25 protein-coding genes and 1 pseudogene are annotated in these 25,966 nt (G+C 60.7%); 14 read left to right on the top strand and 12 right to left on the bottom strand.

The features are described 5' to 3' along the window. Positions 1-31: 31 nt before the first annotated feature. Complete coding sequence (locus Q8M73_10815; GenBank protein ID MDP2289040.1) at positions 32-1,795, bottom strand: DEDD exonuclease domain-containing protein; 1,764 nt, start codon at positions 1,793-1,795, stop codon at positions 32-34. A gap of 80 nt (positions 1,796-1,875) precedes the next feature. On the opposite strand from Q8M73_10815, the gene Q8M73_10810 reads away from it, so the two are divergent. The 3 genes from Q8M73_10810 to Q8M73_10800 all read left to right on the top strand — a co-directional run bounded on the left by Q8M73_10810 (position 1,876) and on the right by Q8M73_10800 (position 3,605). Beyond that, entirely contained in the window at positions 1,876-2,148 is a 273-nt protein-coding gene (locus Q8M73_10810) for a hypothetical protein (GenBank protein ID MDP2289039.1), read from the top strand. A gap of 32 nt (positions 2,149-2,180) precedes the next feature. Then, positions 2,181-2,411, top strand: a complete 231-nt coding sequence (locus Q8M73_10805) for a hypothetical protein (GenBank protein ID MDP2289038.1) — start codon at positions 2,181-2,183, stop codon at positions 2,409-2,411. A 141-nt stretch (positions 2,412-2,552) separates the two neighbouring features. Next, complete coding sequence (locus Q8M73_10800; GenBank protein ID MDP2289037.1) at positions 2,553-3,605, top strand: NlpC/P60 family protein; 1,053 nt, start codon at positions 2,553-2,555, stop codon at positions 3,603-3,605. Here Q8M73_10800 and Q8M73_10795 read toward each other — a convergent pair. Next, complete coding sequence (locus Q8M73_10795) at positions 3,602-5,401, bottom strand: AMP-dependent synthetase/ligase (protein ID MDP2289036.1); 1,800 nt, start codon at positions 5,399-5,401, stop codon at positions 3,602-3,604. The genes Q8M73_10800 and Q8M73_10795 overlap by 4 nt on opposite strands. Before the next feature lie 108 nt (positions 5,402-5,509). Here Q8M73_10795 and Q8M73_10790 point away from each other — a divergent pair, with 108 nt between their 5' ends. The 4 genes from Q8M73_10790 to Q8M73_10775 are packed head-to-tail and all read left to right on the top strand — an operon-like array spanning position 5,510 to position 8,009. Continuing rightward, positions 5,510-6,310, top strand: coding sequence for a metallophosphoesterase (locus tag Q8M73_10790; GenBank protein MDP2289035.1), 801 nt, complete (start codon positions 5,510-5,512; stop codon positions 6,308-6,310). Continuing rightward, positions 6,303-6,752, top strand: coding sequence for an SRPBCC family protein (locus Q8M73_10785; protein MDP2289034.1), 450 nt, complete (start codon positions 6,303-6,305; stop codon positions 6,750-6,752). The genes Q8M73_10790 and Q8M73_10785 overlap by 8 nt, the downstream gene beginning before the upstream one ends. Further along, a complete protein-coding gene (locus tag Q8M73_10780; GenBank protein MDP2289033.1) occupies positions 6,733-7,743 on the top strand; it encodes a hypothetical protein in 1,011 nt (336 codons plus the stop codon). The genes Q8M73_10785 and Q8M73_10780 overlap by 20 nt, the downstream gene beginning before the upstream one ends. Further along, a complete protein-coding gene (locus tag Q8M73_10775) occupies positions 7,740-8,009 on the top strand; it encodes a hypothetical protein (GenBank protein ID MDP2289032.1) in 270 nt (89 codons plus the stop codon). Before Q8M73_10780 ends, Q8M73_10775 begins: the two co-directional genes overlap by 4 nt. A gap of 25 nt (positions 8,010-8,034) precedes the next feature. Here Q8M73_10775 and Q8M73_10770 read toward each other — a convergent pair whose 3' ends face one another. Continuing rightward, the gene (locus tag Q8M73_10770) at positions 8,035-8,454 is read right to left on the bottom strand and encodes a hypothetical protein (protein MDP2289031.1); all 420 of its coding nucleotides are present in this window, start codon (positions 8,452-8,454) and stop codon (positions 8,035-8,037) included. Positions 8,455-8,534: 80 nt separating this feature from the next. Here Q8M73_10770 and Q8M73_10765 point away from each other — a divergent pair. The 3 genes and pseudogenes from Q8M73_10765 (at position 8,535) to Q8M73_10755 (ending at position 11,784) form a co-directional block, all read left to right on the top strand. Beyond that, positions 8,535-9,209 (top strand): annotated as a pseudogene (locus Q8M73_10765) (lysophospholipid acyltransferase family protein). A 139-nt stretch (positions 9,210-9,348) separates the two neighbouring features. Further along, on the top strand, positions 9,349-10,374 hold the full coding sequence (locus tag Q8M73_10760; GenBank protein MDP2289030.1) for a 6-phosphofructokinase: 1,026 nt from the start codon (positions 9,349-9,351) through the stop codon (positions 10,372-10,374). Positions 10,375-10,431: 57 nt separating this feature from the next. Next, a complete protein-coding gene (locus Q8M73_10755) occupies positions 10,432-11,784 on the top strand; it encodes a 3-deoxy-7-phosphoheptulonate synthase class II (GenBank protein ID MDP2289029.1) in 1,353 nt (450 codons plus the stop codon). 15 nt (positions 11,785-11,799) lie between these two features. Here the strand turns inward: Q8M73_10755 and pknB are convergent, their stop codons facing one another. Together pknB and Q8M73_10745 are read right to left on the bottom strand one after the other, a co-directional pair. Next, positions 11,800-13,683, bottom strand: coding sequence for a Stk1 family PASTA domain-containing Ser/Thr kinase (gene pknB / locus Q8M73_10750; protein ID MDP2289028.1), 1,884 nt, complete (start codon positions 13,681-13,683; stop codon positions 11,800-11,802). 10 nt (positions 13,684-13,693) lie between these two features. After that, positions 13,694-14,260, bottom strand: coding sequence for an ATP-binding protein (locus Q8M73_10745; protein ID MDP2289027.1), 567 nt, complete (start codon positions 14,258-14,260; stop codon positions 13,694-13,696). Positions 14,261-14,278: 18 nt separating this feature from the next. Between Q8M73_10745 and Q8M73_10740 the strand changes: the two genes are divergently transcribed. Together Q8M73_10740 and Q8M73_10735 are read left to right on the top strand one after the other, a co-directional pair. After that, complete coding sequence (locus tag Q8M73_10740) at positions 14,279-14,611, top strand: lycopene cyclase domain-containing protein (GenBank protein ID MDP2289026.1); 333 nt, start codon at positions 14,279-14,281, stop codon at positions 14,609-14,611. After that, complete coding sequence (locus tag Q8M73_10735) at positions 14,608-14,991, top strand: lycopene cyclase domain-containing protein (protein ID MDP2289025.1); 384 nt, start codon at positions 14,608-14,610, stop codon at positions 14,989-14,991. The genes Q8M73_10740 and Q8M73_10735 overlap by 4 nt, the downstream gene beginning before the upstream one ends. Here the strand turns inward: Q8M73_10735 and Q8M73_10730 are convergent. The 4 genes from Q8M73_10730 to Q8M73_10715 are packed head-to-tail and all read right to left on the bottom strand — an operon-like array spanning position 14,988 to position 20,025. Further along, on the bottom strand, positions 14,988-15,926 hold the full coding sequence (locus Q8M73_10730) for a phytoene/squalene synthase family protein (protein MDP2289024.1): 939 nt from the start codon (positions 15,924-15,926) through the stop codon (positions 14,988-14,990). The genes Q8M73_10735 and Q8M73_10730 overlap by 4 nt on opposite strands. Continuing rightward, a complete protein-coding gene (gene mptB / locus Q8M73_10725) occupies positions 15,923-17,416 on the bottom strand; it encodes a polyprenol phosphomannose-dependent alpha 1,6 mannosyltransferase MptB (GenBank protein ID MDP2289023.1) in 1,494 nt (497 codons plus the stop codon). Before mptB ends, Q8M73_10730 begins: the two co-directional genes overlap by 4 nt. Continuing rightward, positions 17,409-18,908, bottom strand: coding sequence for a phytoene desaturase family protein (gene crtI / locus Q8M73_10720; GenBank protein ID MDP2289022.1), 1,500 nt, complete (start codon positions 18,906-18,908; stop codon positions 17,409-17,411). The genes mptB and crtI (Q8M73_10720) overlap by 8 nt, the downstream gene beginning before the upstream one ends. Positions 18,909-18,933: 25 nt before the next feature. Then, a complete protein-coding gene (locus Q8M73_10715) occupies positions 18,934-20,025 on the bottom strand; it encodes a polyprenyl synthetase family protein (protein MDP2289021.1) in 1,092 nt (363 codons plus the stop codon). Between the two features lie 51 nt (positions 20,026-20,076). On the opposite strand from Q8M73_10715, the gene metF reads away from it, so the two are divergent. After that, complete coding sequence (metF, locus tag Q8M73_10710; GenBank protein MDP2289020.1) at positions 20,077-20,973, top strand: methylenetetrahydrofolate reductase [NAD(P)H]; 897 nt, start codon at positions 20,077-20,079, stop codon at positions 20,971-20,973. 6 nt (positions 20,974-20,979) lie between these two features. Further along, positions 20,980-22,554 (top strand): potassium/proton antiporter, encoded by a 1,575-nt coding sequence (locus tag Q8M73_10705; GenBank protein ID MDP2289019.1) that lies wholly within the window; start codon positions 20,980-20,982, stop codon positions 22,552-22,554. On the opposite strand, the gene crtI (Q8M73_10700) is transcribed toward Q8M73_10705, so the two are convergent. Genes crtI (Q8M73_10700) through Q8M73_10690 form a run of 3 tightly spaced genes read right to left on the bottom strand, consistent with a single transcriptional unit; the run spans position 22,532 to position 25,943 of the window. Continuing rightward, positions 22,532-24,037, bottom strand: a complete 1,506-nt coding sequence (crtI, locus tag Q8M73_10700; protein ID MDP2289018.1) for a phytoene desaturase family protein — start codon at positions 24,035-24,037, stop codon at positions 22,532-22,534. The genes Q8M73_10705 and crtI (Q8M73_10700) overlap by 23 nt on opposite strands. Continuing rightward, positions 24,037-25,179 (bottom strand): glycosyltransferase family 2 protein, encoded by a 1,143-nt coding sequence (locus Q8M73_10695; protein MDP2289017.1) that lies wholly within the window; start codon positions 25,177-25,179, stop codon positions 24,037-24,039. The genes crtI (Q8M73_10700) and Q8M73_10695 overlap by 1 nt, the downstream gene beginning before the upstream one ends. Beyond that, a complete protein-coding gene (locus Q8M73_10690; protein MDP2289016.1) occupies positions 25,143-25,943 on the bottom strand; it encodes a carotenoid biosynthesis protein in 801 nt (266 codons plus the stop codon). Before Q8M73_10690 ends, Q8M73_10695 begins: the two co-directional genes overlap by 37 nt. Positions 25,944-25,966: the final 23 nt, after the last annotated feature.

Here is a 25,966-nt window from a genome sequence, read left to right as displayed (position 1 = left end):
GCATGGTGAATCGTCGCTATTTGCGAATCCCTTAGCCAGTGCGAATGCGGGTGACCATCGCGTGCGAGGGGCCATGAGGTCGAAGCGCTGGACCACTGGCGTCAACCTGCAGAACGGCCGCGTGTGCGGCTTTACGCGCAGAGTTCAATTGCGCTATCAGATGGCCGCCGCAGTTGAGGGGCATTGCCAACGGCGCACTTGCGTGCACCAGGCGCACCCCGGGCTGATCGAGCCAGTCAGCAAGGGCTGCAGTTTCTTCAGAGAGGACCTCGTCGTTCGGAGCACCCTCGGCCATGGCGATGGCCGCCTGGACAACAGGAATGGGATCAACCCCGGCTGGAGCGTGGGTGGCCGCCGCGAGACGTCCATTGCGAATGACATGAATCTCCCATCCGCCGGCTTCGGTGGGGATCCCAGCCACCAGTTCGGTGATCGCCCGAACAGAGTTGAGGCGGTGGGAGCGCACGCTGGCCGAAATCAGTTGCGCGAGTCGGTCGCGCCACAGGGCCGCCTCTTCATAGCGATCCTGTGAACTGAGCTGGACGAGATGAGCGGTGATGGTGGACACGATCGGTCGCAGATCACCGAGCATCGCAGCGGTGGCTTGATCGACAACGGATTGATAGGTCTGGAACTCACCGCGGCAAGGGCCAGGGCAGCGGCCGAGATCAAGTCGTGCACACGCTGTTGACGTCTTGGCGCCAGCCTTGGACGTGATGCGAGCCGAACAGGTACGCAGGTTGTAGACCCAGGCCAAGGTGTCGGCCGCTTCTTGTGCGGCCTGACGTCCGCTGAAGGGGCCGAAGCTGACATGCTCACCTGTCTTTGCCTGCCGGACGACGGACAAGCGTGGCGCCTTCTCCTTGGTGAGGGTGATCCAGGTCTGCGAAGCGGGTCTTTTGGACCGTACGTTGTAGCGAGGCTGCTCACTTGCAATCAAGCGAAGCTCGCGAATGCGTGCTTCCAGCACGCTGGCACAGGCGATCGCATCGACGCGTGTGGCAATCGCGACCATCTCGCTCATCCGACGTCGAGTCTCAGATGCGGTGAAATAGGTCCGCACCCTTGACTGGATGTTCTTGGAGGTGCCGACATACAAGGCTGACCCCTGGGCGTCGCGAAAGATATACACGCCTGGACCTGTGGGCAGCCCCTGCGCCAGGTGCCGCTTTGCCCGCTGTTCTGGGGTGACGCGCGAAGTGAAGGCACCAAGATCCTCGAAGGTGACGACCCCCAGATTGGCTACCCGCTCGAGCAGCCCGTGCAGGACGACCACTGTTGCGCGAGCGTCATCAAGGGCTCGGTGGTTTGGTGTGACCGGCGAATGCATGAAGGCGGCCAGAGTGCCCAGCTTGCAGTTGGGCACTTCATCGCGATGCAGAGCCACCCGGGCAAGGCGCACGGTGTCCACCACCTTGGGCTTGGGCCAGGAAAGTCCTTGGCTTTGACAGGCAGCCATGAGAAAGCCGATATCGAAGGGGGCGTTGTGGGCCACCACGACCGCGTCGCCGATGAATTCCAGCAGGCTGGGGAGCACGCCGTTCAAGGTGGGCGCGCTGGCTACCAGGGCGTCAGTGATGCCTGTCAGTGCAGCAATGAATGGCGGAATGCTGACCTCGGGGTTGACGAGGGTCCCGAACTCGCCGAGCACTTCGCCGCCTCGGACCTTGACGGCGCCAATTTCAGTGATGCCAGCCTGCTTTGGACTGCCACCTGTGGTTTCCAGATCCAGGACGACGAATGTCACCTCTGCAAGGGGGATGCCCAGGTCGTCGGTGGCCAGTTGCACGTGCATGGCTGTGAGGCTATGTCCGGACTGTGACACAGCTGCGCAGGCGCGAGTGGCGGAACTGCAGCACCGTTACAGTTGCCGCCGTGGCAATGACCCTCCCTGATGACAAGTCTCGTTTCCGTTGCGCCCATTGCGGCAACCTCACCCGCTTCACCGTGGTGCGAACCTCCCGGGTGGAGGAGTTCTGGCATCTGGATATGGCCGGGGTTCCGGTGATTGAGGAGCGCGTGGTCCTGAGCGAAGAGGTTGAGCAGGTTGCCTGCCGTTGGTGCTCAGCCACTGATCGGGTGGAAATCGTGGCCCGACCTGAGTTCGGCGGTCCGGCCAGCGAGGGGCCAGGAGACGGCGGGGTCTGACCGCTGTCAGACCCCCGATTTAGCGTCGGGGCATGATCATTGATTGCGAGCAGTGCACGGCAGCTCCGGTGGCCTGTGGCGACTGCGTGGTTTCTGTCCTGCTGGGCATGCCCGGGCTAGCTGATCACGCGGTCCCGCTCATCGCTGATGAGCACTTGGCGGCCGTCTCGGCCTTGGCCGATTCGGGCCTGATTCCCCCTCTTCGTCTAGTGAAACCGGCCACAGGAGGGCCTTCCAAGGCTTCCAAGAGGCGGGCTGGATAGCCCTGCGTGTTACCGTCTTGTCTTCTTATTCGTGGGGAAACCTGTGGGTGGGGATGCCGATGGAACGATCTGCATGAGGCGCGCGTCCTAAGCGCAAGCGTCCGCACTTCGACCCATGCACGCTGACGGGAAGGAAACGTCTTGGCTCGACATCGACGCCGCGGTCTCACCGCGGCCCTAGGTGCCGCGATCATCTTGACCAGCCTTGCCACGGTGTCCGCCCCTGCCGCTCAGGCAGACCCCAACCGGATTGCTGCAGTGCGCAACCAGGTCATGGACCTTCAGGCCAAGGCCGAAACGGCAACCGAGCGCTACAACCAGGCGCAGGGAAAGCTGACCGAAACCGAGTCGACTCTGGCTGTGCTGAAGACCAAGGCCGGCCGTCAGAAGCGCGAGCTCAACGCGGTCATGGGCTCAGTAGACAGTCTGGCCCGAGCCACCTACATGAGCGGCGGGATGGATTCCTCGCTTCAGGTGCTGCTGGCCAACGACCCCAGTCAGTTCCTTTCTCAGGCCGCGGCAGTTGAACAGGTGGCGCAGGCCCAGTCGGCGTCGATCCGTCGCACCCAGACGGCCCGCCTGCGGCTGGCCCAGACCGAAGCCGAAGTGGCAGCCAAGGAAAAGATCGCCCAAGGGGTGCGCAATGAGATGCGCAGCGCCAAGACTGAGGCAGACAAGCAGTTGGCTGCGGCCTCCAATGTGCTGGCGGGGCTGCAGTCCCAGGAGCGCAAACGTCTTGCTGCACTCGAGGCCAAGGAGCGAAAGGCCTCGCAGGCCCAAGCGCAGAAGGCCCAGAAGCAGATCTCCAATCGACCACTGCCCGGCGTCAATCCTCGGGCGGCCAAGGCTGTGCGCTATGCCTTGTCCAAGGTCGGAAATCGCTATGTGGCAGCCACAGCGGGTCCCAGCACTTTCGACTGTTCTGGCCTGACGATGACGGCCTGGCGCCAGGCCGGAGTCTCATTGCCGCATTACAGCTACTCGCAGTACAGCAAGGTCCGCAAGATCTCCTTGAGTCAGGCCAAGCCCGGTGATCTCGTCTTCTACTTCGGCGGCAGCGTTCACCACGTTGGCATGTACATCGGCGGCGGCAAGATGGTGCACGCTGCCAACCCAGGTGATGGTGTGGAGATCAGTGCAGTACTTGGACCTTGGTACCGCAACTACTTCACGGGCGTTGGCCGAGTTCTCTAACTCGCAAAGAGGGCGTCGATGTCAGCGGCGCAGTAGCGCATCACGACTGAACGCTTGAGTTTCAAGGATGGCGTGAGGTGACCGTCATTCTCAGTCCAATCATGGCCAAGGATCGTGAACTTCCTGATCGACTCAGCAGCCGAGACAGCGGCGTTGCCGTCGTCAACGGCCTTCTGCACTGAAGCAATCAGGTCAGGATCGTTCACATACTCAGCCACGGTGCCCCCGGCCGGCTTCTTCATCTGACTCAGCCAGGCTGGGAAGGCGTCGGCATCAATGGTGACCAGTGCGGCGATGAAGGGTTGGCCCTCGCCAACGACAAGACAGTTGGAGACAAGCCAATTGGCCCGGATGCGGTCCTCCAACACGGCCGGCGCAACGTTCTTGCCGCCAGCGGTGACGATGATTTCCTTCTTGCGTCCGGTGATCTTCAAGTAGCCGTCATCATCGAGCTCGCCGATGTCGCCGGTGCGAAACCAGCCGTCAGCAGTGAAGCTGTCCTGAGTTGCCTCCGGATTGCCCAAGTACTGGGTGAAGACCTGAACTCCCTTGGCCAGGATCTCACCGTCGTCGTCAATGAGAATCGTGGTTCCTGGCATGGGTTGGCCCACTGTGCCAATGCGCACGGCCCCTGGATGGGTTGCCGTCAACGCTGAGGTGGTCTCGGTGAGGCCGTAGCCCTCGAACACCTCGATGCCTATGCCACGAAAGAAGTGGCCAAGGCGCGCCCCCAGTGGTGCCCCACCCGAGATGGCGTACTGCACCCGTCCACCCATAGCGGTTCGGATCTTCTTGTAGAGCAGTGCGTCGAAGATCGCGTGCTTCAGGCGCAGGTAGGGATTGGGTGAACCATGCTCGCGAGCCTGGCTGTAGCTGATAGCCGTGGCCACTGCCACATCGAAGATTCGCCCCTTGCCATCTGCGACGGCTGTCTGCTGTGAACTGTTGTAGACCTTCTCGAACACGCGAGGCACCGCGAGGATGAAGGTGGGTCGAAAGGATTGCAATTCTGGTACGAGCACGCTGACGTCAGCGCAGTAGGCCATGAGCGTGCGAGCCCGCACAACAGCAAGTTCGATGATTCGCCCGAACACATGAGCCAGCGGCAAGAAGAGCAGGGTTGAAGCATCAGGATCGGTCAGGATCGTGCCGAAGACCTCGATTGCTCCGTCCACCTCGCGGACAAAGTTGCCCTGGGTGATCACGCACCCCTTGGGACGTCCGGTGGTGCCGGAGGTGTAGAGGATGGTCGCTGGGTCATCCAGCCCCACCGCAGACTGCCGGGCATCGACTTGGGTGTCGGAGATCGAATCCGCTGACGCTGCCAGCAGCGCCACACAGTCATCGTCAATCACCCAGGTGCGAGTGACGGTCTGCAGGTTCGCTGAGATCGAGGCATACAGCCGCTTGTTCTTGTCGGATTCCAAGATGACAGCGACCGCCTGTGAGTCTTCAAGGATCCACTGCACCTGCTCTGCCGAAGAGGTTTCGTAGATCGGGACACTCACCGCACCGGCGTAGCCAATGGCGTAGTCGAACAGAGTCCACTCATATCGAGTGCGCGACATGAGTCCGATGCGCTCACCGGCTTGGATTCCTTGGGCGATCAATCCCTTGGCAACCTCACGGACCTCTTCATGAAACTGTGCAGCAGTGATCTCCACCGTGCGTTCATTTCGTCGCACGTGGAACACCACTCGGTCAGGGTGGGTCCGTGCGTTCTCAATGACGTGGGTGCTCAGATTCGGGGCGCTCGGTGATCCGGCCGGTGCGGGAGAGGTGAATTCGTGAAGCACGCGCTCTCCTTGAAGTCGTCATGCACGCCCAATGCGTGATCCTTGGTCATCACGGTACGCGATAGGGGCGGCGCGCGGTGGTTGATCGCGTGGCATCCTGCTCCTGTGGTGCAGATCCACGTCGTATCCGACGTTCATGGCCAGGCCGCTGCGCTCGTGGGCGCAGGTGTTGGTGCCGATCTTTTCGTCTGCCTGGGTGACCTGATCCTTTATCTGGACTACGAGGATCCTTCGCAGGGGATCTACGCCGAGCTCTTTGGCGAACAGCACTCGCGCGAGTACATCCAGGCGCGAACCGCAGGACGCTTTGAAGAGGCCCGGGAGCTCAGCGCGACCGCATGGGCTGGGCTGGGAATTGTTGATCCGAGGGATCGACGAGCCGCGATGGAGACGCACATCCGTCGCCAGTACAGCCAGATGTTTGCTGCGATGCCCGAACCTGCCCTGTTGACATACGGCAATGTTGACCTTCCGATGATGTGGCCGGACTTCATGAAGCCAGGACATCAGGTCGTTGACGGGGAGAGTGTGGAATGGGCTGGGCTACGCCTTGGATTTGTTGGCGGCGGCTTGTTCAGCCCGATGCGCACGCCCTACGAACTTGACCCGGAGGTCTACGCAGCGACTCTGGACAAGCTTGGACCAGTTGACATCCTGTTCACGCACATCCCGCCGAAGATGCCGGAGTTGAACTACGACGTGGTTGCCCGAAGATTCGAGACCGGAAGTTCGGCGATCAATCAATACATTGAACGCGTGCAACCCAAGTACCACCTCTTTGGTCATGTGCATCAGCCCTTGCATGCGCGAGCCCGAATCGGCAAGACCGAGTGCATGAATGTCGGACACTTCAACGCGCGCAAGAAGCCTTTTGTGCTCAAGGTCGACGTGGAGGACCATCGTGGCTGAGCGCACTGAGTCCAGCATCCGCATTGTCGCGGAGCCTGCCGCCATCTTGGATGTCATCGCTGACCTGCCCGCGTACCCACAATGGAGTCAGGGCATCAAGACCGTTGAGGTGCTTGAGTCCTTGGACGGACGACCTGTTCGCGCGCGCTTCGAGCTTGATGCGGGATTCATCAAGGACAAGTACGAATTGGCATATACGTGGAATGGCCTTGATTCGGTTACGTGGACCCTTGTTGAGGCTGAAGTGCTGAGTGTCATGGATGGGGAATACGAGTTGACAACTGCGCCAGACGGATCCACGCATGTCAGTTACCAGTTGACCGTGGATCTTCGGATTCCGATGTTGGGAATGCTGAAGCGCAAGGCCGAGCAAGTCATTGTCGACACCGCGCTCAAGGGCTTGAAGACACGAGTGGAGACCAATGGATCTCATACTCGTTAGCGGTGTCGGGGGCGCGGGGGTCTCAACTGTGGCGGCTGGCATTGCACTTGGCCTGCGGCAGCAGGGCTTCACCACTGCGGAGTTCACCTCAGCCTCGCCTGCTCCTTTGGGTGCATCGTCAGTGTGGGCAGATGCGACGGCCACCTTTGGGATCTGGCTGAAGACCCTTGGCACCGCAGGACTGGCACCTGAAGAGGTCAACGGCTTGCCGGGCCTGAATGAACTGGTCACTGGGGCAATGGTCGCAGCGGCACTTGCCGATCCAAGTGTTGATGCCGTGATCTGGGACATGGGCACGATTCGCGAAGCAGGGCGCACCCTGCAGGTGCTGGACTCGGTACCGATGCTGCTGGATCGCCTGCTCACCGGTTCGGTCGCCGACCAGCTGTCGGCTCCAGATCCGGCCGCTTCCGTGTCGGCCTGGTATCGCCTCGTGACCCACCTGGCGACAGCTCGCGAAGTCATCAGTCGATCGCGATCCGTCCTGGTCGGAAGAAGCGCCGATGCCGATGCCTTGCTTGCCGGTCTTGGAGTGCTGCGATTGTTTGGCTCGAGTCCGGCTGCCGTAGTGCTGAACCGCGCACCCAGGGGAAAGAAATCGAGGACGACAACTCATGGCGAAGCTTTTGACGGGCTCCTGATGACGACGCTTGTTGAGCGCGAGAAGGGCAGTCCTAAGTCTGCATGGGCTGCGTCGCGGTTGATCGAGCTTGTGCGGCTGCTGGATCAACTACCGCCGATCAGCACTCCGGCTTGGACGATCACCAAGCGGGCCAACGGATATCGGCTCACTTTGCCCTTGCGAGCGGGAGCAGAGGTGCAGGTTGGACGACGCGGGGATTCTCTGCTTCTTGTCTGCGATGGATTTGCTCGACATTTCGAGCTTCCCCCGGTACTCAAGCGCTGCTTGCTTGAAGGTGGCGGCATGCGGGCCGGGGACTTGATCTTGGGGTTTGTGCCAAACCCGCGCGTATGGCGGGAGCAATCATGAGCGCGAAGACGCCGTGGTGGTTCTCTGAAGGCGAGTCCGAGAGTAAGGGCTTTGATCTGGGAGGCATCGCCTCAGGAGCGCAACAGGTGCTGGAGTGGGCCCGTGAATCCTTGATCACGACCCATCAAAGCCACGTCAATCCAGCGGACTATCCGAACTGCTTCATGTGTCGTGCTGTGCAACTACTGCACCCCGCGACAGCAACCGAAGTGGTCACCGAGGACGAGGACTTCATGTGGATCCAATTGGACCAGCCTCGCGACTGACGGATGCGCGCGCGGCACTGCGAAACTAGACGACGGCGCCATCGGTGAAATCGTCATCCCGATCGTCTCGGTGGCGAGCGATGAGCGCAACAAATCCGCCGACGCCCGCGAGCACGCCAATACCAGACAAGAAGCTGCCCCAGTTGAAGATATTTGCCAGCATCAAGAAGGCCGGACCGCCGAGCGCGCCCGCCCAGGCGAAGCGCGCGAAGGCATCGCTTGCCAGGTGAATGGGTCCCGGGTCTGGTGGCACAAAATCATCAGGAGAGTCCTCGAGATTGACTTGATCAGAGTCCTGGTCAGCAGACTCCGGCTCCACGGCGGCAGGCTCGGGTATTGCAGGTGCGGGATAGATATGACGCGACAGATTGGGGTCAGCGGAGAGGTCGGCGACGATCGCATTCCAGACGGCGTCCTCGTGAGGAGCACCGGAATTGGTGCTCACCGTCGCACGCTACTTCCTGGAAGCATGCAGGTAGTGTGCCACCGGCGCGCATCAGCGTCGGCTGGTAAGGAGACATTGCCTTGTTGTACTGGGTGCTGAAGTACGTGGTCATCGGACCATGGCTTCGTGTGCTCTTTCGGCCTTGGGTGGAGGGCTTGAACAACATCCCCAAGGACAGTCCAGCCATCCTGGCAAGCAATCACCTGTCTTTTTCGGACTCGGTGTTCATCATCTTGGTGACATCTCGGCACATCACCTTTCTTGCCAAGAGCGACTACTTCACTGGGCGCGGGATCAAGGGCTGGTTCACCAAGAGGTTCTTCCACGGCATTGGCCAGGTCCCAATCGATCGTTCAGGAGGTCGAGCGAGCCAAGCCGCGCTGCTGACCGGTGCCCGCGTTCTCACGCAGGGCGATCTACTTGGCATCTACCCAGAGGGCACTCGTTCACCTGATGGCACCTTGTTCCGTGGTCGCACAGGCGTGGCTCGGATGGCCTTGGAGTCAAATGTGCCGGTCATTCCGGTCGCGATGATCAATACCTTCGAGATTCAGCCTCCAGGCACCATCTGGCCAAGGCTCAGTCGCGTGGGCGTGCGCATTGGCGCTCCGATGGACTTCTCGCAGTACGACGGGCAGGAGGAGGACCGCTTCATTCTTCGATCGGTGACCGACGAGATCATGCATGAACTGATGAGCCTGTCGCGTCAGGAGTACGTCGACATCTACGCCACCAAGGCCAAGGAACTGATTGCACGTGGACTGCCGGTGGATGCCAGTGACACAGCGGGCGAGGACTGACGGCTCGTCGTTCGACTGAAGCATCGTGTACCTTTCTGCATGACAGCGGTTACACGCTTCACCGCTGCACGGCAGACTGGTGAAAGGTTGAGCAATGCGCGTAGGGGTGCTCACAGGTGGCGGAGATTGCCCAGGACTGAACGCAGTGATCCGGGGGATTGTTCGTCGCGGCGTTGCTGACTATGGCTATGAATTCGTCGGCTTTCGCGATGGTTGGCGAGGGCCACTTGAGAACGTGACGATGCCCTTGGACATCCCGGCTGTTCGCGGCATCTTGCCGCGCGGCGGCACGATTCTTGGCTCCTCGCGAACCAACCCGATAAAGGTCGAGGGTGGCATCGAGCGCATTGAGCGTAATCTTCAGGAGCTGGGCATTGATGCGCTGATTGCAATCGGCGGCGAAGACACCCTCGGTGTGGCAACAGTGCTGACTGAGCATGGCTTTCATGTCGTGGGCGTGCCCAAGACCATCGACAACGATCTCAGTGGCACTGACTTCACCTTCGGATTCGATACCGCCGTCATGATCGCGACCGAGGCCATTGATCGCCTGCACACCACCGCTGAGTCACATCACCGAATCCTGATCTGTGAAGTCATGGGTCGCCATGCAGGTTGGATCGCGCTGCACTCAGGTATGGGCGGTGGCGCCAACGGCATCCTGATTCCAGAAGTGCCCTTCGAACTGGATCAGGTCGTCGGCTGGGTCGAATCGCGATTCCGCGCGAGTTATGCACCGATCCTGTGTGTTTCCGAAGGAGCGCTGCCCGTAGGTGGAGATCTCGTCACCAAGGACACCACCAAGGACGCCTTCGGACATGTGAAGCTGTCCGGTATTGGCGAGTGGCTGGCCTCGCAAATTGAGGAGCGCACCGGGCACGAGGCACGCACCACCGTGCTGGGTCACATTCAGCGCGGTGGCTCGCCGACCGCCTTCGATCGCGTCCTGGCAACCCGTTTCGGCCTCAATGCCATCGCTGCGGTGAAGGATCAGGCTTGGGGAACTATGGTGGCCCTGCGCGGCACCGACATCGTGCGAATTCCTTTGCAGGAAGCCACGGGAGTGCTGAAGACTGTTCCGATTGAACGCTATGAAGAGGCGTCAGCGTTCTTCGGCTAAAGGTGTAACCCCGAACCCCGAGTGGTCAGTTTGCACTGCTGCCATACCCTTGCACGCATGACGGCTTCACTTCAACGCGCTCATCCGCCGGTATTCCCGTGGCCGGATCTGCCCGCATATCAACAGCCGCCATGGCCTGATCCGGCTGAACTTGAGGCCGCGGTCAATGAGCTTCGCCTCCTGCCGCCTCTGGTATTCGCTGGTGAGTGCGATCAGCTGCTGAACCGGCTGGCAGCAGCCGCACAGGGCAATGCCTTCGTCCTCATGGGCGGGGACTGTGCTGAGACCTTTGAGGCCAACACCGCAGACTCCATTCGCGCGCGACTTCAGACCGTTCTGCAGATGGCTGTCGTGCTCACCTACGCAGCTTCGATGCCGGTGGTCAAGATGGGTCGTCTGGCTGGGCAGTACTTCAAGCCGCGCAGCAATCCGACTGAGATCCGAGAGGGTGTCGAACTGACCTCCTACTTCGGCGATGCCGTGAATTCCATCGAATTCGACGCGGCTCACCGACGTCCGGATCCGCATCGGCTTGTGCGCGCCTACAACGCCTCCAGTTCAGCATTGAATCTCGTGCGCGCCTTCACTCAAGGCGGCTATGCAGACCTGCGTCAGGTGCACTCATGGAATCAGGACTTCGTCCGGGATTCGCAAGCTGGTGAGCGCTACGAGGACATGGCCGCTGGCATTGATCGCGCCTTGGCTTTCATGAAAGCTTGCGGAGCCAACCCCGATGAGTTCCAACGGGTGGAGTTCTATGCAGCCCACGAAGCCCTGTCGATCGATTATGAACGTGCCCTGACTCGTATTGATTCGCGTACTGGCCTGCCATACGACGTTTCCGGCCACTTCTTGTGGATCGGTGAGCGCACTCGTCAACTCGACGGAGCCCACGTGCAGTTCGCCGAGAGCATTCGCAATCCCATCGGCGTCAAGGTGGGGCCAAAAGCCACGCCCGAAGAGGTCTTGGCGATTGTGCAAAGACTCAACCCCGATCGCCAGCCCGGTCGATTGACGCTGATCACCCGCATGGGCGCAGGCAATGTTCGCCAGGCTCTTGCGCCAATTGTGAAGGCTGTTGAGGATTCCGGCATCCCTGTGGTCTGGATCTGCGATCCGATGCACGGCAATACTCGGGAGGCGGCTTCGGGGCACAAGACCCGTTCCTTCAACGACATCATCGACGAGGTCAAGGGCTTCTTCGAGGTGCACCGAGCACTCGGTTCGCACCCTGGCGGCATTCACATTGAGCTCACCGGCGATGACGTGACGGAGTGCGTCGGCGGCACAGGCGGAGTCCTGGAGACCGATCTTGGTGATCGTTACGAGACTGCCTGCGATCCACGACTCAATCGTGCTCAGAGCCTTGAGCTTGCCTTCCTCGTCGCAGACATGCTGCTGCAGCGTTGAGCCAGGTTGTGTCAGCTAGATGACGCTGATGGTCACGGTGCTGCCCTTGGGTATCTCAGTGCCAGCCGCTGGGTTCTGCGAGTACACGCGGTTCAAGGGTGTCGCCTGACCTGAGATGACTTTGGCCTTGAGGCCGAGTCGGGTCAGTGCGGCGATGGCGTCTCGGCGACGCATGTCGATGAGTTTGGGCACCACCACAGGTGGAGGTCCGTCGGACACGATCAGTTCAACACTGGTGCCAGAGTTCACGGTCGTTCCCGCGCCTGGCGTGGCTGACATCACTCGGCCCTTGGCTACCGACTCTGAGTAGGTGCGGGTGATGTCGGCATCCAAGCCCAGGGATTTCAGGGCTGCCGTCGCACCCTGCTGCTTCTTTCCGATCAGCTCGGGAATCTGCACAGGCTCCGGACCCTTGGACACCAGCAGGTCAACGGAGCTACCGCGTTTGACTTCACTGCCTGCAGCGGGACGGGTTCCGGCGATCGTGCCAGCGGGCGCAGTGTTGTCAAAGACAGGTACTTGAGTGCCGACTTCGACAGGAAGAGCACTGAGTGCGGCCGTTGCGGCCTCAACACTTTGGCCTTGGGTAGCCGGAATCGTGTAGCGCTCGGGACCCTTGGACACCGTGACCGCGACGGCGCTCTGCTCTTTGATGTCTGCGCCGGCCTCAGGATCACTGGAGATGACGATGCTTGCCGGAATGCTCTCGCTGAAGACCTCGCCGGACACCTCAAGGCTGAGCCCGCTCTTGGCCAGAAGTACACGGGCCTGATCGACGCTTTGGCCAACGATGCTGGGCGTGGGGATCTTGTGTCCGAGTGCTGAACTGAGCAGGACTCCACCGAGCACTGCAAGCGCGGTGGCGATGGCCAGGCCGATGAGCGCCCAGCTGCGTCGGCCCAGGCGGCGTCGGGGTGCTTGAGTGCCTGCAACGGCAATGCTGGCAGGGGCAGGCGCAGGCTGCTGCGGTGGCTTTGCACCGGCATTCAAGCGTGCATTGGTACTGGCATCGACGACCAAGGTGGTGCGGATGTCCGTGAACGGGCGTGGGCTTGGCAGCACCGCGCGCACTCGACGCACGTCGGCGAGGAAATCCTGAGTGTTCTGGTAGCGCTGCGATGGCATCCGCCTGGTTGCCGTGATGACAAGTGCGTCAACGTCGGCCGGGATGTCCGATCGAAGAGCCGAAGGACTTTGCACATCCTGATTGACGTGCTGGTAGGCCACTGACAATGGGCTGGCGCCCGCATGTGGCACCTGCCCGGTGACCATTTCGAACAACAGGATGCCGGCGGCGTAGATATCAGAGCGTTCATCTGCCTCGCCGCTTTCGACCTGCTCCGGCGACAAGTAGGCGACGGTGCCAATGAGCACCCCTTGGGTGGCGCTGGTATTGGAGGTGGCGACGGCTCGTGCCAGACCGAAGTCTGCGACTTTGACACGCCCGTCATCGGAGACAAGGACATTTTCGGGCTTGATGTCGCGATGGACGAAGCCCGCGGCATGCGCCGCTGCGAGTCCTTCAAGAATCGGGTCAAGCAGGACCAGTGCCTGCTCGGGCGTCAGCGGGCCGAATTCGCGAAGGATGTCGCGAAGGGTCCGCCCCGGCACGTACTCCATGGCCAGATAGACGAGCCCGTCTGCTGCGCCTTGGTCGAATACGCCCACGACGTGCGGGTGAGCCAGTCGGGCCGCAGCTCTGGCTTCACGCTGAAAGCGGGCCACAAAGTCAGGATCCTCGGCGAGATGGCGATGCATCACCTTCAGCGCGACTACCCGATCAAGGCGCACATCGAGGGCTTGGTAGACCGTGGCCATGCCACCGCGGGCAAGTCTGGCCTGCACCAAGTAGCGCCCATCGACCATTTGGCCGACGAGGGCATCGGGTTGCAGATCCATTTGTGCCAGTCTAAGTCGGTGGTGCGATGGCGCTGGACTGCCACACGCTGCCAAGGCGAGCCTTCAACTGTGTTTGAGCGCACTCAATCCGACCCAGGGTTCCGGTGATTTCGATAACAGGAATCTCTGCTCCGTGCGCGCTGACCCAGCGCTGCAGCAGCTCATCCGCGCGCGCTCGAAACTGCGGTCCATCGTGCTGGCCAGGCTCAGGAACCCATGGGATGTCTGGGCGACACCACAGCAAGGCGTCGTAGTCGCGCGCGTACTCCAAGGCGATGGCATATAGGGACCGGTCATCGAAGTAGAGCTCTGAGTAGATGGCGATCATCAAAGTTGCGGGATCGCAGACGATGACAGCTTCGGGATTGCTCTCGGCGCATTGCTGCTCTTGGAAGCGTTGCTCATCGAGCAGTCCCTGCTGTTCGTGTCCCATCGGAGGGCGACCGTGCTCGATGACAAATGCGCGAAGCACTTCTGACACCAAAGCGCCCTTGGCGCCTTCAGCCAGCGCTACTGCCAAGGTGGTCTTTCCCGTGGATTCGCCGCCAATGCAGGCGACACGAAGCTGACCTGGCACTGTGCGAGAGTAATGCGCATGTCACGTCTGGGCTACGTAGGTGTGCTCGCCTGCATTCTTCTTGGCAGTGCCTGGCTGGAGATCGTCCTGAGGACGCATGTTCTGCGTCGAGGGCTGCGCCTGCTGCTGGCCTTGCTGCCCACACTGGTGGTGTTTGTCGCGTGGGATGCCTACGCAATTGCGCAAGGGCACTGGGATTTTGATCTGGATCGGGTGATCGGCTGGCGGGTGATCGCCGGAGTTCCTATCGATGAGGTGTTGTTCTTCATCATCGTGCCGCTGGCCGCAATCCTGACTCTCGAAGCAGTGCGTGCGGCGCGTGGTTGGTCGGCAGGTGACGAACAACAATGACCTACACCCAGCTTGGTCTCCTGGCCATCGCTTCAACGCTGATCATCGATCTGCTGATTCTGCGTACTCGACTCGTTACGCGAAAAGTGTTCTGGGTCTCGTACTCGATCATCGTGGTGTTTCAGCTGCTGACCAACGGGGCGCTCACCGGATTTCGCATCGTGCGGTACTCAGGGGAAGTGATCATCGGGTCGACCACTCCGGAAGACCAAGCCCCACCATTTCTGGGCGACGGGCGCGTGTTCTTCGCGCCAGTTGAGGATCTGATGTTCGGCTTTGCGTTGGTGCTGCTGACGCTGTCGATGTGGATCTGGTTGGGGCGCAAGGGTGTTCAGCGACTTCCCCTTGCCGGTCCACCTATGTGGCGCAAGAAGGACTAGAGCACGGCAGTGGCACCGGAGCCGAATTTGCGTCGGGCGCGCCTGGCGGCCATCCATGCTGGGGCGGCCACCTTGAGCCGACGAGCCATGGATACGCGAGCGCGCGTTTCGAATACCTCGTAGTCGATTCGCTCGATCTCATCGACGATGCCGCAGTAGAGCTCGCGGGCGGCATCAATACATGGCCGGGCCGCAGGATGCAGCATGGCAATGCCAATTCTTGATCGTTCTTCAAGCTGGCGAACTCGAGCGATCTGAAATGCCAGGGCTTGCTTGATCTCAGGTGTGGCTTTGCGCTGCTCGAGATCGGCTCGCGTCACACCGAACTGGGCGAGCTCATTCAAAGGCAGGTACACCCGCCCGCGATCGAGGTCCTCGTTGACATCGCGAATGAAGTTGGCCAGCTGAAAGGCGATGCCAAGATCGATTGCATACTCATAGGCAGCTTCGTGACTTGGTTCCAGGATCGGCACGACCTGCAGGCCGATTACTGCGGCGGATCCGTAGACGTAGGTGTGCAGGTCCTCATACGTCGCGTACTCAGTAATGGTCAGGTCCATCGTCATTGACTTGAAGAAGGCCTCGAAGTGCGCGCGCGGGATCTGCCAGCGCGCTGCTGTGTCGATGACGGCACTGATGATGGGCTCTGTGGAGGAGCGCTTGTCCAGGTCGGCAAAGAATCGAGCAGCCCACTGCTCAAGTCGTGCTTGTCGCTGGGCATCGCTTAGCGGGCTGCTCATGTCGTCAACGATCTCGTCTGCGTAACGGGCCAAGCCGTAGAGCGCGTGGACAAAGGGTCGTTTCGCTGGGGGCAGCAACAAGGTTGCGAGGTAGTACGTCTTGCCGTATTTGGCGTTCAGCGCTCGACATTGCTCGTAAGACGCGCGCAGCATCGGGTCAACGATGCCCGCTGCGTCGAGTTCGCGGCCGCTCATAATGGAGCCGGTGTCTTGACTCCGAGCACCAGTGCCCGCTCGCGGGGACTGGCAAGACTGATGATGGCCGCGGTTGCCAGGGCGAGCACGAAGGTGATGACGTCAGTGACATCCCAGACATTGTCTGCGGCGGTGCTGCTTTCAATCATGCCGTGAATGATCAGCACGATCGTCACGATGATCATGATGCGTCGCTCACGCAGATTAAGTCCGGATGCTGCGAACAGGGGCAGCGCCCACAGGACGTACCAGGGGTGCACGACAGCGCCGAGGAGCACGACGACGCCGAATGCCAAGGCCAAGCCTCGCAACGGTGTGCGGCGGTCAGACGTCACCAGCAACCAGACGATCACGGCGAGTGACAGGACTGTCCCCGCTGCTCGAACGATGCCGATTACTCCATAGGCGTCATCAGTGATGCCAAGCACTGTGGTGACTGCGCCGATCGCTTGACCCAACGCTGTTGTGGGCGACAGCCAGGTGAGCACTCCACCGGGTGTTCCAAAGGCAGCCGACAGCACTCCATAGCCGGCGCCAACCACCAGAAACATCACGATGATCGTCGCTGCTGCTGCCAATCCTGTGAGGAACAGGGATTTGAATTTGCGAGCCCAACTTGCGCCAAGCCCTGCGTACTGCAGTCCGATGAACGGCAATGCGATCAAACCGATGGGCTTGACCGTGACCGCCAGGCCGACAAGGCCAGCTGCCACAAGGCAGTGGTTGCGGGTGCCCAACCACAGTGCGAAAACGATCAAGCCGACCATCAGGGCGTCGTTGTGTGCGCCGGAGACGAAATGCATGATGACCAGGGGGTTCAACACGCCAACCCATAGCGCCATCGCGCCATCAACTCCGTATGCCTTGGCAAGTTTTGGCAAGAACACCGCGAGAAGTGCCAGGCCGATCAGACTTGTGAAGCGCAGCAGGATGCCTGCAAGGTAGGCATTGGGGTGCGCGATGCTCGCGACAGCGCGCTCGATGAAGAGAAAAGCTGGACCGTATGGCGTTGGGGATTCGGTCCACATTGGATCAGCACCAATGTCGAACCAACCCGGCAGGCTTCCCACGCCCACGGTTGTCGGGTCCGCACCTGCTTGAAACAGCCGCCCTTGCGCGTAGTAGGAGTACACGTCTCGGCTGAACAACGGGGGAGCAAGCACCAGGGGTGCCGCCCACATCGCCAGCACCCATTGCAGTTGGCGGATTGGCCAGGCGCCGACATGCAGGAGATCTGCACCAATCAGGAGCCAGGCTTGCAGCAGGACTGCGAGTCCAAGAAGCACCAGACTGCGCGCGATCATCGACCCCGTCGTTGAGCCACGCATGGAATCGACAATTGGTGCAGTGAGCAGCTCAGTCGTGCCGGGCAGCCAGCCCACGCCGAGCGCTCCAATGGCAATGCAGGTGGTACCCAGAAGACCTGGAAGCCCATGACGCAACAGCAGATGCGACGTCGGAAGTGACGGCGGGGCTGCTGCCTCAGTCACGACTTCGGATCCCGGTACCCATGATGCGCTCGGCAGCAAGTTTCCCAGAGATCAGCACCATCGGCACACCCACGCCAGGCCGGGTTCCAGAGCCTGTGAAGACGATGTTCTGGCCCCACAGGTTGCTCGGCCGAAAAGGGCCGGTCTGCAAGAAAGTGTGCGACGAGGCGAAGGGAGCGCCGCGTTCCATCCCTCGATGCTGCCAGTCCAATGGAGTTGTGATGTCTTCCACCTCGATATGTGCAGTGAAATCTCGATATCCACGGGCTTCCAGGATCCGGCACACCTCATCGCGGTACCGGGGCGCGGTGCTCTTCCAGTCGATGTCTGCATCCAGGTTCGGCGTGGGAAGGAGGATGTAGTAGATCTCCTTGCCGGGAGGAGCAAGCGTTGGATCCGAATACGTGGGATTGGTCACGAGCAGACTCGGGTCGCTCATCAGCCGCTTGTCCTTGATGATGTCGTCAAAGACACCGCGCCAGGCCCGGCCAAAGTGGATGTTGTGGTGCGCGATTGATTCGTAGTGGGCAGATGACCCGGCCAACATGAGAAAGCAAGACGGCGAGTACTTCAGTCGGCGAATTGACCATGGCTGAATACCGAGCAAATCGCGAAAGGCAACAGGCACATCTGGGTTGAGTACGACGGCGTCCGCCCGGATGCGCTCGCCCTCGGTCGTGATCACAGCTGTGGCGCGGTCTCCAGCTCGCTCCACATGTGCGACTTCAACGCCATATCGAAACTTGACTCCGTGTGCGGCCGCAGCGGCGGCCATCGCCTGGGGCACGGCATTCATGCCGCCCTTTGGCACGAACACTCCAGCAACAGAATCCATATAGGCGATGACTGCATAGATAGCGAGCGCGTCGTAGGGCGAAAGGCCTGCGTACATGGACTGGAAGGAGAACACCCGCTGCGTTCGTGGATCTCTGAGATACTGCTCGACCTTGGGCGCCAGTCGACGAAATGCGCCAATCGAGACCAGCCGAGCCAGATTGCCGGTAAGCAGATCGACTGGGGAGTCAATATTGCGATCGATGAAGTCCGACATTTCGTATCGATAGAGCGCAGAGACGAACTCCACGTACTTGCGGTAGCCGGCTGCTTCTGCTGGACCGATGACGGAAGTGATCTCCTGTGCCATGCGATCGGTGTCTGAGTAGACGTCCATCACCGATCCATCTGGGTAGAAGGCCCGGTAGAGAGTGTCCAGCGGCTCCAGAGTCAGCCAAGTGTCCATGTCCTCCCCGAGAGCGTTGAAGCAGTCAGCAATCAACCCAGGCATGGTCAATACCGTTGGTCCGGTATCGAATTCGTAGCTCCCATCAGCGGTGGGTGTGCTGATCCGCCCAGCGCGCCCCCCGGGGATCAATGCGCGTTCCAGCACTGTCACGGATCGGCCACTGCCAGCCAGATGCATAGCCGCGCTGAGTCCGCCAAGGCCAGCACCAACGATGACGATCTCGTCCGTGGCCCCCTTGACCATTCTCATGGGCGCGAGTGGATTGATCTTCAACTTATTTGTCCCGTCGAGTCGCTGCATCAGCCAATGCCAGGAATGCGCTTCGGCCTTCTGCACTGATGGCTGCGTGAGCAATCGATTCGAGTGCTGCGTTTGTTCCCGCGGCGATCAGGGCCTCGGTGGCATCCAGAGCACCAGTGTTGACCAGGATTTGGCGAAGCTGGTCGATCTCTTCGGCGCCCAGTTCAGCATTGCCTAGGTGCTTTTGCAGGACTCCGGCTTGCTGTGCCGAGGCTCGTTCAAATGCCAGGGCAATCATCACGGTGCGCTTACCTTCGCGGAGATCGTCCCCTGCGGGCTTGCCGGTCTCTGCAGGGTCGCCGAACACCCCCAGCACGTCGTCGCGCAATTGGAAGGCCTCGCCCAGCGCAAGGCCGAAATCGGTGTAGGACCTGAAGATCGCTGGACTGGCATCTGCCAATGCGGCACCCAGATGCAAGGGTCGCTCAATGGTGTACTTCGCCGATTTGAATCGCACCACCGTTCGCGCACGTTGCAGGGAGGACTCTGCGCGAGCCTGCTCGAGCAGATCCAGATACTGCCCGGCCATCAGTTCGGTGCGCATGACGTCAAAGATCGGCTTGGATCGCAGAATCGACTCAGCCGGCAGGCCCGACTCGAATAGCAGTTGGTCTGCCCACGCCAGACAGAGATCGCCGAGCAGGATCGCTGCACCGATGCCAAACATGGTCGAACTTCCGCTTCGATGCTCGCGCTCATGTTCAGCCTGGAAGCGGCGGTGGGCCGCAGGAAGTCCTCGACGGGTGTCTGATCCATCCATCACATCGTCATGGATCAGAGCGCAGGCCTGAAGGAATTCAAGTGAGGTAGCAGCGCGCAGCATCTGGGCGTCAAGGGCCGCAATATCCTGCTCTTGCGCAGCTGCACGCCATCCCCAGTAGCAAAAGGCCGGGCGAAATCGCTTGCCGCCCCGCATCAGCCCTGTCAACGCGATCATCAGCGAATCGAGGTCAGGACTGATCTCCATGAGAGTGGATTGTTCGTGAGTCAGTACTGCATCAACGATCGATTGAACGCCATCGCGAAATTGCGAAGGGTCCAGATATTGATCCTGAATCGGTTGCATGATGACTGAGCCTAAAGGTTTGTCTCTTGGCCGCCCCTTAGGCTTAGCGCCATGACCCACGCAGCCAAGAGCGCCAATTTGGCTGACATCCTCCGGACTGGTGGGCAGTCCTTCTCTTTCGAGCTCTTTCCTCCCAAGACCGACGATGGTGAGCGAGCGCTGTGGCAGACGGTTCGCGAGTTGGAGCGGCTGAGCCCGACTTTCGTCTCGGTCACCTACGGCGCGGGCGGAACAACTCGCGATCGCACCGTCCGGATCACTGAGGAGATTGCTGAGCAGACCACCTTGATGCCGGTGGGTCATCTCACCTGCGTTGCATCCACGCGGGACGAGATCCGCGATGTGATTGCCGAATACGCAGCTGCAGGTGTGCGCACGATTCTGGCCCTGCGGGGAGATCCGCCTGGCGGACCAATGGCCCCTTGGGTGCCTCACCCCGGCGGGGTGGAGCATGCCGACGAATTGGTCGCCTTGATCAAGGGCCTTGGCGATTTCACCGTGGGAGTGGCGGCTTTCCCCGATGGGCATCCCGCCTCGATCGACCACGAGGCCGATGCGCGCGTGCTTGCGGCCAAGCAGGACGCCGGCGCCGAGTTTGCCATCACACAGTTCTTTTTCCGCGCGCGTGACTACTTTGATCTGGTTGAGCGGGCGCGTGCCCATGGCTGCACTATGCCAATCATCCCAGGTCTGATGCCGGTCACCAATGTCGCGCAGATCTCGCGGTTCGCTGAGTTGTCGGGCGCGGCCTTTCCAACTGAATTGCTGGGTCGCTTCGAAGTGGTCAAGGACGATGACCACGCAGTGCGTGAACTTGGTGTGGAGATCGCCACAGCGCTCTCAGCTGAGCTCCTGAGTCACGGTGCTCCAGGTCTGCACTTCTACACGCTCAACAGGTCTACCTCTACGGCTCGGGTGTACGAGTCACTGGGCTTGGGTTCTCGGTAGTCGCTGATGACGCTGGAGACTCTCGCCCCAGCGTTACTCGTCGGGGCTTCAATCGTTCTCGTATCGATTCTTGGCGTGCGCTTTGCCGGGCGCCTGGGTGTGCCTGGTCTGCTCCTCTATTTGGGACTGGGCCTTGTCCTGGGCACTGTCTTTCCGGACTTGAGTTTCAACGACGCTGAGCTCGGAGTGATTCTGGGCTATGTCGCCTTGATCTTGATTCTGGCTCAAGGCGGATTGACGACTCGCATGAGTGAACTGCGACCGGTGTTGTGGCCGGCGCTGGCGCTGGCTTCCGTCGGAGTTCTCGTCAGTATTGCTGTCGTTGCGCTGCCATTGATCTTCCTGCTGAAGATGGAAACGCAGCATGCCTTGCTGTTGGCCACCGTGCTGGCTGCCACCGATGCCGCAGCTGTGTTCTCCGTGCTGCGAAAACTGAGACTGTCTCCGCGCCTTCGTGCCTTGTTGGAAGGCGAGGCAGGATTCAATGACGCACCAGTAGTCGTCCTGGTGAGCGTCATCGCCAGTGGCGCATTTGGAAGTGATCCGTGGTGGTCCATTGCCTTGTTGATCCTCGTTGAGCTCATCGGCGGTGCTGCCATTGGCATTCTTGGTGGCCTTGCCTCGCGCTGGCTGCTGCCTCGTTTGGCATTGCCGTCTGTGGGCTTGTACCCGATTGCCGCCATGGCATTGCTGGTCGCCACGTATGGCGCTGCTGCGCAGTTGCACACCTCGGGCTTCATGGCGGTCTATGTCGCTGCGGTGCTCATCGGCTCAGCATCCAGGCTGCCGCACCGCCGCTCAATCATCGGCTTTGCCGATGGGCTCGGTTGGATTGCCGAGATCGGGCTTTTCGTCATGCTGGGACTACTGGCCGATGTGCATCGCCTGCCGGAAGCTCTGGGCGTAGCAGTTGTCGCGGGACTCTTGTCGGTATTGCTGGCTCGACCACTTGCGGCATTCATCTCGCTGACTCCATTTGGCTGGGGATTGAACGAGCGAATATTTGTCGGCGCCGCTGGCCTGCGCGGCGCAGTGCCCATCGTCTTCGCAGCGATTCCGCTCGGACTTTCCGTAAGCGGTTCAGAGGAAGTATTCGATGAAACCCTCCTCGTGGTGCTCGCACTCTTGGTTCTGCAGACGCCGTTCCTGCCGCTGATCGCTCGCAGACTCGGACTGAGCCTGCCCGATGAAGCCGCCGAACTCGAAGTCGAGAATGCCCCCCTTGACGCCATGAATGCCGTGGTGCTGGCAATGGACATTCAAAGTGAGTCCGGCTTGGTAGGCATCTTCGTGAGTGAACTCGGCCTGCCGCATGGCGCCGTTGTCTCCCTCGTCGTGCGTGACGGCGAGCCGATCCCGATCGATGCCCATTCGCGACTGCGCTCGCACGATCGCATCTTGGTGGTCTGCCCGGGATCTGCGCGTATTACTACGGAAGAACGCTTGCGCATCCTGTCCAAGGATGGCCGCTTGGCCACTTGGGTGCGCGATCCGATTGAAGTGCGGGCGCACCCGGTCAAGCAGTCATGGCCGCGGCTCCTGATCAAGAAGATCGAAGCTAGCGTTTCGCGCGACCAATAGATTCAGCAACGAGTTCGGCGCCCATGCCCACGAGCGGGAGACCGCCTCCTGGGTGCGCTGAGCCGCCCACCAGAAACAGTCCGGGCACGGGGGAGGCGTTTGCTGGCCGCCTGAACGTCGACATTGATCCGCTGCTGGCCATGCCATAGATGGCACCGGCGGGTGCCGCGACCTCGTCCTCGAGATCGGCAGGCGTTTGAATCTGCTGCCAGAGAATGCGATCTCGCAGATCTGTCCCACGTCCTGCGAGTTCGGCCAGCACCTGGTTGCCGTATTTCTCAGCGAGCCCTGGCGCCCGCCAATTGACTGTGCCGACCTCGCCGGTCGTGCTGTGTCGTGGCGCATTGACCAGCAGGAACCATGATTCGTGATGATCATCTGGACGCATGAGCGGGTCATCAGGTACGCATGCATAGATCGTCGGACTGTTGTTGAGAATCGGGTGCGACGCGAAGAGTTGATCAAATTCGGCATTCGGATCGGGGCCGAACCACACATTGTGATGAGCCAATCCAGATGTGCGACCTCGAACGGCAAGCAACATGACGAAACCGGCAAAGGAAGGGTCCTGCCGGCCAAGTCTGCGGGTGATGCCAGACGTCAGCGAGCTCTTTGGCAGCAGTGAGGAGTACAGATGCAAGGCATCTGCGTCAGAAACAACGATGTCCGCTGGCAGTTCTTCGCCATCAGCCAGAGAGACGCTGGCCACTGCCTCCTTATGCAGGGCGATGGAAGCAACGCGAGCATTGGTGCGAATCTGAACACCGCGCTCATGTGCCCGCTCTCCCATGACAGTGGCCAAGGTGCCGACTCCACCACCGATATGCCAGATGCCGAAGGTCTGCTCGATGAATGGGATGGTGGCAAGTGCCGCCGGTGCTCTTCTAGGGTCGCTGCCCGTGTACGTGGCATAGCGATCGAGCAAGGTGACCAGGCGAGGGTCAGTGAAGCTGCTGCGACCAAGCTTTTGCAATGAAGTGAAGGGCCCGATTGTGCGTACGTCCTTGACTTTGCGCGTCAGGCGGGCGGCGCTGCGCCAGCCGTCCAATGGGGATTGCAACAGCGGGGCGCGAGTGAGCTGCCACATCTGACTGGCCCTTTGCATCACTGCAAGCCATTCGGCACCTGCGCTTACGCCAAATGCTTCACCGATGGCGCTTGCTGCTTTGCCAACGCCCACCCCTGGCAGGACCAGCTCACTTCCGTCGGCGAAGCGATAGAAGAATCCCGGCTCCACCTCCTGAAGATCCACGGAGTCCTCGAGTGCCGCACCAGTCTTCAGGAACAGATCGCGATACACCGCTGGGAGTGTGAACAGCGAGGGACCAGTGTCGAAGGAGAAGCCCTCGTGACGAAGGGTGTGCAGCTTGCCGCCGATGCGAGACCCCTGCTCGACGATCATCACATCGTGGCCTTTGACCGCCAGGCGGGCAGCCACCGCAAGCCCACCGACCCCTGCGCCGATCACGATGATGCGACTCATCAGACGGCGCGACCCTTCCAGGTGTTGGATCCCTGCAGATGGCGACGCCATGAGATGGCATTGATGGCGATGAATGCGGAGACAGACGCAGGGTGGAGTGCGCTGTCTGGCCACACGCGCGTTCCCATGCGTCGCGCGACGACTGTTCTGCTGAACGTGCCTGCCGCATAGCCCAAGGCGCCGACTGCCCGTACGGTCGCAGACCGTGTGGTGATTGCGGCCAGCGGAGGAGCAATGAAGGCCACGAACAGCAAGGCATTGACCCCGATCGAGCCGATGGGTGTTCCGAAAGCGGCCCACAGTGACTTCGCATATCCGTCGACCGTTTGGTCAGCGCTTTCATACATCTCGCATGATGCAAGGTCGGAGCCGTCCATGGTGCAGGTGCGCAAGCCCGCATTCTTGAATGCGCGCATCAAGGCCACATCCTCGAGCACTGCCGTGGCAACTGACGCGTGTCCGCCAACTGCTCGATAGGCGTGGGCATCCATCACCAGGAACTGACCATTGGCGGCAGCCAGAGAGGGACGGGTGGATCGCTCTGCCCATTGCAGAGGCAAGAGCGCGCACCACGACCACGTGACAAGTGGCTGAGTCAATCGGCCCAGCCAGTGAGCGGCCAATTGCCGAGGGTATGGGGAAATCAATGCGAAGTCATTCGCGCGCAAGGCTCGCACGCTGGCTCGAATCGCATCGGGCGAGAGCTCAACATCGGAGTCCATGAACACCAACACCGAGCCGCTGGCCTTGTCGGCAAGCAATGAGCAGGCCCAGGACTTGCCAAGCCAGTTGCCGGGTGGGTCTTCAGTGTTCGACATGAGTTGAACGCGCCCGTCAGCAATTGAATTGACCACTGCTGAGGTCTCGTCAGTGGAATTGTCGTCGAGCACGATGACTTCCAGTTTGGGAATGCCTGCTTGCGACAGCACGCTTGCAAGGGCCGCAGCGATGACTCGTTCTTCATCGCGTGCCGGAATCAGCACGCTTACGAGTTCGTCCACCGGCGGAACTTGCGCGTTCGGCTTGCGGAGTCTTTGCAGATTGAGAACCGTGTGGGCGGCTATGCCGATCGCTATCACTGTGCCAACAGTCGTGATCCGTTTCATCACCACTGTGGCTGGCTCCAACTGCGCCACCACCACGGAATGATGATGGCGCCCATGATGATGCCACCCCACAGGGCCACGCCAACTCGATCGAAGAACACCAACGCTGCGAGCACATTGGAGAGGTAGATCCAGCTGAGCATCGCCGCCGGTGCGCCGTCCTTGGATACCCGACGCGGCAGCCGATCAAGCAGCCAGATCAGCAGGAAGGCGGTCAGGAGCCAGCCTAAGAAGTTCTGCAGCGGAATGCCTTCGATGCCAGGCAAGTACCAGCCGATGTTGGACCAGGTCCAGTAGCCCTCGCTGACCATCTGCGGATCCAAGAACAGATCCCAAGCGGCAAAAAGCACTCCGCCGATCAAGGTGGTGGTCAGCGGATCTGCTGCGAGTCGCTGGGCGGCGAGCAGGCAGGGGTAGGCCATACCCGCCCACGCCAATGGAATGAGCAAGGGCACTCCAAAGAGTGCAGGGCCTAGTGCGCCGCTATAGGTATACGAGCCAAAAGGGAACTGAGTGGTCACGCCAAGCAGCTCAACGAGATAGCTCAGGCCCAATGAGATACCCAGAAATTGCACAGTCCACATCAGGCGGCGCGATTGCAGTGCATGGCTGGTACTTGCCCCAAAGAAGGACAGCACCGACACGATAGTCAAGGCTGTGCGCAGGCCGTCACTGGTCAGCACCCAGAGGATCTGCGCGGTGATGCCCAGCGCAAGAAGAGCCCACGGAACATAAGGAGCCCAAGGCGGAAGACTCCCACCGCGATCAGCGTGGCGTCCGGTGTAGATGCGCACGCTCATGTCGCGAAGTCTAGGGCGAGACC

The sequence above is a fragment of the Actinomycetota bacterium genome (assembly GCA_030684515.1).
Taxonomy (GTDB): domain Bacteria; phylum Actinomycetota; class Actinomycetes; order S36-B12; family S36-B12; genus UBA11398.
The sequence above is the reverse complement of the archived record's forward strand: the minus strand, read 5'-3'. Positions and strand labels throughout refer to the sequence as shown.